Raw genomic sequence first — 8,770 nt, forward strand, 5'->3', positions numbered from 1 at the left:
GAATGGCAAAAAACAAAAAGTAAGTGGATATTCGGATTTAATGATAAAGGAATAGAATATTATGAATGTAACCCAAGGGGTTATTGCTAAGAGAGAGCCTGAGTCAATCAGCCTATATTAACTGGACTGAAAAACTCAGGCTTTTGCCTATTATCCGATAGTCATTAAGCTTGCATTACCACCCGCTGCGGCAGTATTCACACTTAAAGAACGTTCATGTACTAAGCGTTCAATGAGCAAGTTAGTTTCACCACGCTCAAAGCCTTGAACAGAAATAATCGGTCCTTTACGTTTGGCAATCGCTTCGCAAACGTGTTTGAGCTGATCGCAATCTCCGTGATAAATCACACCTTCAATTGGCTCCACTGTGTTTTGCCAATCTTTGGTGAATGAGATAGTTTTGCGAACTTTTTCTGGCAGTGATTTAAATAGCTTCTGGTGCAGTTCGCTATTTTCCCACAATGTTTGACAACCACTTGCGAGCACAGCAGATAATTGAGTCAAACAATCACGCTCATTATCGCTAAGGCATAAAATAGTGCCGCGTGGACGTAAGGTGTAGGTGTTCTTTTCACCTGTTGGTCCTGGTAATAAACGTGTTGTACCGGCTTGCGTTAAACGCGCAAATTGTTCAACTGTAGATTGTTCAATTATGGATTGCTCAACATCCGTTTTCTGTTTTTGTACCCATGCAGAGAATGCTTCAAATGGTGCGAGTAACTCAGCGCGAGCACTTGCATCCATAGGTAAATGGCTGTCTTGCTGCTCCAGTGTTTGGCAAACTGCATTCTCAGGACGCTCGCTTAATAAACGGTAGAGATAAAGCGGTCCACCGGCTTTAGGTCCTGTACCTGAAAGTCCTTCACCACCAAATGGTTGCACTCCGACAACAGCACCGACCATATTACGGTTAACATATAAGTTGCCCACTTTCGCTTTAGCGACCACTTGGTTGATGGTTTCATCAATGCGAGTATGAACACCTAATGTTAATCCATAACCAGCCGCATTGATTTGGTCAACTAATTGCTCTAACTCATCACGTTTGAAACGAACAACATGCAGAACTGGTCCGAAAATTTCTTTCTTCAACTCACCAATATTATCTAACTCAATCAGCGTTGGCTTAACGTAGGTCCCTTCTGCCTGTTCTTGCTGATCTTGGCTATCGGCATAGACGGCTTGGAAAACGATTTTGCCTTTACTGCGCATTTGTTGAATATGTTGGTCAATATTCTCTTTGGCTTCACTATCAATAACAGGACCAATATCGGTGGAGATGTGTTCAGGATTACCCATTCGGCACTCTTCCATCGCACCTTTTAACATACGAATTGTTCGGTCAGCGACATCTTCTTGAACACAAAGAATACGCAATGCAGAGCAGCGTTGACCGGCACTATCAAATGCAGAGGCGACGACATCGGTGACGACTTGCTCTGTGAGAGCGGAAGAATCAACAATCATCGCATTCAATCCACCAGTTTCTGCAATCAGTGGCGTCGGGCGACCTTGAGCATCTAAGCGACCTGCAATATTGCGCTGCAATAAACCAGCTACTTCGGTTGAGCCTGTGAACATCACGCCACGAACGCGCTGATCTCCTACCAATTTCGCTCCGATAGTTTCACCTTTACCCGGTAAGAATTGCAAGACATCACGAGGAATTCCCGCTTGGTGCATGATGGAAACTGCGATAGCACCAATTAATGGTGTTTGTTCCGCCGGTTTAGCCAGCACAGTGTTGCCTGCGGCTAATGCCGCTGCGATTTGTCCTGAGAAAATGGCTAATGGGAAGTTCCATGGGCTGATACAAACAACAGGGCCAAGAGGGCGGTGAGTGTTATTATCAAAATCTTCACGAACTTGAGTTGCATAATAGTTTAAGAAATCAACCGCTTCACGCACTTCAGCAATCGCATTCGCGTAAGTTTTCCCAGCTTCACGCACCAGCACATTCAATAATGGCTGCAATTGTTGTTCCATAATGTCAGCTGCACGTAACAGGATAGCTGCACGTTCAGATGGTGGCGTTGCAAACCAAATCGCGCCAGCATCAGTGGCGATATTCAGCGCATGTTCAGCTTCTTGTTCACTGGCTTCGCGTACTTTACCAACGATATCACGATGACAGGCTGGGTTGATAATTGCGACAGCTTCAGGTAGCGCTTGTTGTGTCACAAATTCACCACCCAGCAGTGGTTCCGCGATTTTTTCTTGTGCCGCGGCATTGAGTAATGCGCTCGAGAGTGATGCTAAGCGGTGTTCGTTAGATAAATCTAAGCCCATTGAGTTAACACGACGGGTTCCATATAGGTCGCGCGGTAATGGAATTTTAGGGTGTGGTAAGCCAATTTGCCCTTCAGTTTTAGACAATTCACGAACATCTTTAACCGGATCAGCAACCAATTCATCTAATGGGATCGTGGCATCCGCAATTCGGTTAACAAACGAAGTATTTGCCCCGTTCTCTAAGAGACGGCGTACTAAGTAAGCTAATAAGGTTTCGTGGGTACCTACTGGAGCATAAATACGGCATGGTCGGTTCAGTTTACCGTCAGCCACTTTACCAACGACTTGTTCATATAATGGTTCACCCATGCCATGTAAGCATTGGAACTCATATTGACCAGGGTAGTAGTTTTTACCTGCAATTTGGTAGATAGCTGATAATGTGTGTGCGTTATGCGTCGCAAATTGTGGGTAAATTAAATTAGGTACAGACAGTAATTTACGAGCACAAGCGATATAAGAAACGTCGGTATACACTTTGCGTGTATAAACTGGATAACCTTCTAAGCCATCAATTTGCGCACGTTTAATTTCGCTATCCCAATAAGCGCCTTTTACGAGACGGATCATCAGGCGTCGTTGGCTGCGTTCGGCTAAATTAATAATTGAGTCGATAACAAATGGGCAGCGTTTTTGGTAAGCCTGAATGACAAAACCAATACCGTTCCAGCCTGCTAATTTCGGCTCAAAACACAATTTTTCGAGTAAATCTAACGAAATTTCTAAGCGATCTGCTTCTTCAGCATCAATATTGATACCAACATCGTATTGGTGAGCTTGCAAGACTAAAGAAAGTAAGCGCGGATACAGTTCTTCCATCACGCGATCGTATTGCGCGCGGCTATAACGCGGATGTAGTGCCGATAATTTGATGGAAATACCCGGTCCTTCATAGATACCGCGTCCATTCGATGCTTTACCAATTGCGTGGATCGCTTGTTGGTAAGAGACCATATAATCTTGGGCATCTTTCTCGGTTAAAGCGGCTTCACCCAGCATATCGTAGGAGTAGCGGAAACCTTTGTCTTCCAATTTACGTGCGTTGGCAAGGGCTTGGGCGATGGTTTCGCCGGTGACAAATTGTTCACCCATTAAGCGCATTGCCATATCCACACCTTTTCGTACTAGCGGCTCACCACTTTTACTGATAATACGATTTAACGATGTCGATAATTTGGCTTCATTGTGGGTCGAGACTAATTTACCTGTAAATAAAAGCCCCCATGTTGCCGCATTGACGAACATCGAGCTGCTTTGACCAACATGAGATTGCCAGTTACCCGTACTGATTTTGTCTCGGATCAACGCGTCGCGAGTGGCTTTATCTGGAATACGTAATAGCGCTTCGGCAAGGCACATTAATGCCACACCTTCTTGAGAAGACAGCGAAAATTCTTGTAATAACCCTTGAACTAAGCCTGAACGACCAACCCCATTTTTTTGATTACGCAGTTTTTCTGCAATGGAGTAAGCCAATTTATGAGCCGCATCAGCTTGCTCAGGAGGCAGCTCAGCTTGTTGTAAAAGCATAGGTACGGCTTGAGTTTCAGGAATGCGGTACGCTGATGTAATTGCGGAGCGTTTTACGGATTGGGGTAAAATATGCTCAGCGAACTCAAGGAATGGCTGATAAAGGGTCTCAGGGGATGAAATTTCATCACCAGAATGCTGATCTTTTGTATCCAAAACCGTTGATAATTCAGGTATAATTTGGTTGTTATCGAGTTGCTCTAAATAATTATATATAGCTTGTTTAATAAGCCAATGGGATGTGCGATCAAGACGTTGAGCGGCGGCTTTAATGCGGTCACGAGTTTCTTCATCAAGTCTCACACCCATAGTTGTTGTGCTACTCATCTTAATTCCTTCCTTTTCACAGGTGTTAAATACCAAAAGTTACACACCATTATGATGATGTTGCAACTTTGTGCAACATTGTTAATGTGTCATGTGAAGAAAATGTGAAACAACTCTTATTTTTATGAGTGATTTATGATGCTCATTGATTGGGTTTTTATAATTTACTTACAAATCAATGTATTGGTTTTCATTTTAGGATGGCGACAAGTTAAACGCTTAATTAAGAATTTGACTTAAAATTTTAACATTTGTGATGTGTCTTTTATTTATCGAATAAAAAATAGTTAATTTCTTGTTAAAAGCATCTGAGTCTGTCTAGCATGATGTGGCAAAGTTATTGAGTTATTGCAACACAAACAATCACAACATAGATAAGGTGTGCATCAAAAAACGCAAAAATTGTGCAATTAAGTGCAACACCTTGAGATTAAAAGTTATCAAAGAAAATTATAAAGATAACGACAAAATAGACGCACTATGGAGACGACAGGATGACTGTAAGCACTCCGATGATCATTATGTTCATCGTATATATCACGGGTATGTTATTGATCGGCTATTTAGCCTATCGCTCAACGAAAAACTTTGATGATTACATTCTAGGGGGACGAAGTTTAGGTAGTGTGGTAACCGCATTATCTGCAGGGGCTTCAGATATGAGTGGTTGGTTATTGATGGGTTTACCAGGCGCTATTTTCCTCGCTGGGATTTCTGAAAGCTGGATTGCGATTGGTTTATGTTTAGGGGCTTATCTGAACTGGTTGTTTGTTGCAGGGCGCTTACGTGTACAAACCGAGAAAAATAATAATGCCTTAACGTTGCCAGACTATTTTACAAGTCGTTTTGAAGATAATAGTAAGATTTTACGTATTATTTCTGCGGTTGTTATTTTAGTTTTCTTTACTATCTATTGTGCATCAGGAGTTGTCGCGGGGGGCTTATTGTTTGAAAGCACCTTTAATATTAGTTACGACAAAGCGCTATGGTTAGGGGCATTGGCGACCATTGCTTATACTTTCTTAGGTGGTTTCTTAGCGGTAAGTTGGACGGATACTGTTCAAGCATCATTGATGATTTTTGCCCTGATCTTAACACCAATTGTCGTGATTTTATCTCTTGGCGGGTTAGATACTTCAATAGAAGTCATTAAAGCTAAAAACCCTGAATATCTTGATATGTTTAAGGGAATGAACTTTGTTGCTATTTTGTCATTGCTAGGTTGGGGACTGGGTTACTTTGGTCAGCCGCATATTCTGGCACGTTTTATGGCGGCAGATTCACATCGCACGATCCGTTCAGCACGCCGTATCAGTATGACATGGATGGCATTATGCTTAGGTGGAACAATTGCTGTTGGCTTCTTTGGTATCGCTTATTTTGAAAATAATCCTGCATTAGCAGGTTCTGTAATGAAAAATAACGAACGTATTTTCATGGAATTAGCTGGATTACTATTTAACCCATGGATTGCGGGTATCTTGCTGTCTGCGATTTTGGCGGCGGTAATGAGTACATTAAGTTGCCAATTATTAGTATGTGCCAGCGCATTGACCGAAGATTTATACAAACCTTTCTTCCGCAAATCAGCGAGCCAGAAAGAGCTAGTATGGGTAGGGCGTGGAATGGTGCTGTTAGTAGCGGCGATCGCAATCTATATTGCCCAAGACCCAAATAACAAAGTCTTAGGATTGGTGAGTAATGCGTGGGCCGGTTTTGGTGCTGCGTTTGGTCCAGTCGTTTTACTCTCTGTTATGTGGAAACGTATGACACGCACTGGAGCACTAGCAGGTATGATTGTTGGTGCGGTAACAGTATTAGTTTGGATGAAATTCAAATGGTTAGGTTTATATGAAATCATCCCGGGCTTTATCTTTGCGACTATCGCTATCATTGTTATCAGCTTGATAACTAAGGCGCCAAGCGCAGCAGCACAAGCCCGCTTTGATGAAGCTGAAGCTGAGTACAATACAAAATAATTGATAGATTTAGATTTTATAGATAGGTCTAGTTATAGATAGCAAAAAGGCTGAAAGGGAAACCTTCCAGCCTTTTATTTTTTGTTAATTGCTTATTCGTCAAATAATTAACGTGGTTTACGGCGTTTTACGACTTGGTAGCCAATAAACAGAATAACAAACCACAGTGGTGTCGCAATTAATGCTTGTCGGGTGTCATGTTGGAACGCTAATAACACCACCATGAAAGCAAAGAAGGCGAGACTGACCCACGACATAAAAATACCCCAAGGCATCTTATAGCGAGATGCGGCATGTTTTTCTGGGCGATTCTTACGGAAATTCAGGTAGCTTAATAAAATCATACTCCAGATAAACATGAATAAAATCGCAGACACGGTTGTGACTAAGGTGAATGCATGCATGATATCGGGAATAAAGTAGATCAAAACAATACCGAAACTTAGGCAGATACAGGTGAAAATTAAGCCTGTTGCGGGTACTGCTTTTTTCGATAACTGACTAAATTGTTTCGGCGCATCTCCCTCTTTAGATAACCCAAACAGCATACGGCTGGTGGAGAAAACACCACTGTTTGCTGATGAAGCCGCAGAGGTAAGTACCACAAAGTTCACGATACTGGCAGCAGCAGGCAGGCTGATTAGCACGAACATTTCCACAAAAGGACTTTTATCCGCCAAAATGGTGCGCCAAGGGGTAACGGCCATAATCACAATCAGGGATAACACATAAAAAGCAATGATCCTAATCGGGATAGCATTAATGGCTTTTGGCAGGGATTTTTCAGGATCACGGGTTTCCGCTGCGGCGGTTCCTACTAATTCAATTCCCACAAAGGCGAAAATAGCAATTTGGAATCCTGCAAAGAATCCACTGAGCCCCATCGGGAACATACCACCATCGTTCCAAATATTACTTAAGGATGCCGTGTGTCCGGTCGGTGATTGGAAATTCATTGCAATTAAAGTTCCACCAACGGCAATTAGCGTGACAATGGCGACAATTTTGATCATTGCGAACCAGAACTCCAGCTCACCAAACAGGCGAACAGAAACTAAGTTTAGCGTCAGTAGGGTGGCAACACAGATAAATGAAGTCACCCATTCCGGGAAATTAGGCACCCAGAAACTGACATACGAGGTGATCGCGATAATATCGGCTATTCCCGTGATCACCCAGCAAAACCAGTAAGTCCATCCCACAAAGAAGCCAGCCCATGGACCGATTAAATCCGCAGAAAAATCACTGAATGATTTATAGTCAAGGTTGGAGAGTAGTAATTCCCCCATGGCTCGCATGACAAAAAACAGCACAAAGCCGATGATCATGTAGACAAAGATAATAGAGGGACCCGCAAGGGAGATGGTCTTTCCTGACCCCATAAATAGCCCGGTACCAATGGCTCCACCAATGGCAATTAACTGAATATGACGGTTACTGAGGCTACGTTTTAGTTGATTTCGGTCAGAAGATGGCCGAGAGGTGGTTGTCGCTGCATTTTCTTCCATATTGTTATTTATCCGATAGTCATTGTGATATTAGCCCACACTATTTTTTTAAGTTTGAGGCTGTGTTTGCTCGAAATATTGTGACATAAATCTCAATTAGAGTAAGAGGAAATTTACAAATGGCTGAGAGACCGCTGGTTTAACCAACGGATCTATCTAGGTTGTTAACATAATTAACGAAAAGTTAACCTAAAAATAAAAATAGCAGAATAAATTGAGATGCACCAAATACTTCATTCTAAATAATGACAGTTGTGGTGTGGGAAATATATAAAGGTGATGTAGCTCATTTTTTTACTGAAAATGCCACGGATTTTCTTATTTTTAGCCGTTATCTTCGTTGGCTATTTCTAAACGATAGGGCTAACGGTCACTTTCACGTCATATCCCACGACAAATAAAGCTTGTTCGAGCGCTTCAATTTTTGACGCATATTGTAGGTCAAGTAACCGCTCTATTTGTTGAGCGCTGATATTGAGTGTCCGAGCAAGTTTGCTCCGCGGAGTTTGAGTTTCAAGAATGGCATTGTGCAGTGCGATTTTTAAGCAACTCAATACAGGTAAATGAATAGCAAACGCATCAGTGACCGAATTTTGGGGAAGAGGAATAGGATTTCTTAATGTGATCAGCTCCGAAAGTGTGGCGAGTAATGTTTCTTGAGCCTCTAGTTCGACATCTTCTGCGCAATAAGTCACGCCTTGAATATCGGGAAAATCACAAAAATTAATTTCGTATACTCCTTCATCTTCAACAAATTCAACTGTTGCTAAATAATTAAACATAGTAAACCTCAAAAATTAATTTCTTTATAAGATAAATAGTACAAAGTGTCACAGAATAGACAATGGGTTGCATGTTAATAAAATGAAAAACGGATAGCGATGGTTTGGAGATCGAACATTTTTACCTCTTTTATGCCTGATTGGCTAAAGAATAAGCCTGTTTCATAATGAAACTATAATGTAACCTCATCACCTCTTTGTGAGCCAAGTCCCAGTTTTAACAATATTTTATCCACCCTTCACCTCAGTATCAATATGCCAATTTTACCCTTTTAGTCATCATATAATTTTTTAAATAAAACATATGAAAACGTATATGTATCTTAATTCGAATAAGCAGTTATACGTAATG

4 protein-coding genes are annotated in these 8,770 nt (G+C 41.7%); 1 reads left to right on the top strand and 3 read right to left on the bottom strand.

The window, feature by feature from the left end:
* Positions 1-150: 150 nt before the first annotated feature.
* A complete protein-coding gene (gene putA, locus JK188_RS15030; RefSeq protein WP_249215376.1) occupies positions 151-4,149 on the bottom strand; it encodes a trifunctional transcriptional regulator/proline dehydrogenase/L-glutamate gamma-semialdehyde dehydrogenase in 3,999 nt (1,332 codons plus the stop codon).
* A gap of 494 nt (positions 4,150-4,643) precedes the next feature.
* On the opposite strand from putA, the gene putP reads away from it, so the two are divergent.
* Entirely contained in the window at positions 4,644-6,128 is a 1,485-nt protein-coding gene (putP, locus tag JK188_RS15035) for a sodium/proline symporter PutP (protein ID WP_211885191.1), read from the top strand.
* 107 nt (positions 6,129-6,235) lie between these two features.
* On the opposite strand, the gene cycA is transcribed toward putP, so the two are convergent.
* The gene (gene cycA / locus JK188_RS15040) at positions 6,236-7,636 is read right to left on the bottom strand and encodes a D-serine/D-alanine/glycine transporter (protein ID WP_132494635.1); all 1,401 of its coding nucleotides are present in this window, start codon (positions 7,634-7,636) and stop codon (positions 6,236-6,238) included.
* A gap of 350 nt (positions 7,637-7,986) precedes the next feature.
* On the bottom strand, positions 7,987-8,418 hold the full coding sequence (locus tag JK188_RS15045; RefSeq protein ID WP_132494637.1) for a hypothetical protein: 432 nt from the start codon (positions 8,416-8,418) through the stop codon (positions 7,987-7,989).
* Between the last annotated feature and the right edge of the window lie 352 nt (positions 8,419-8,770).

The sequence above is a fragment of the Providencia sp. JGM181 genome (assembly GCF_018257375.1).
Lineage (GTDB): Bacteria > Pseudomonadota > Gammaproteobacteria > Enterobacterales > Enterobacteriaceae > Providencia > Providencia lanzhouensis.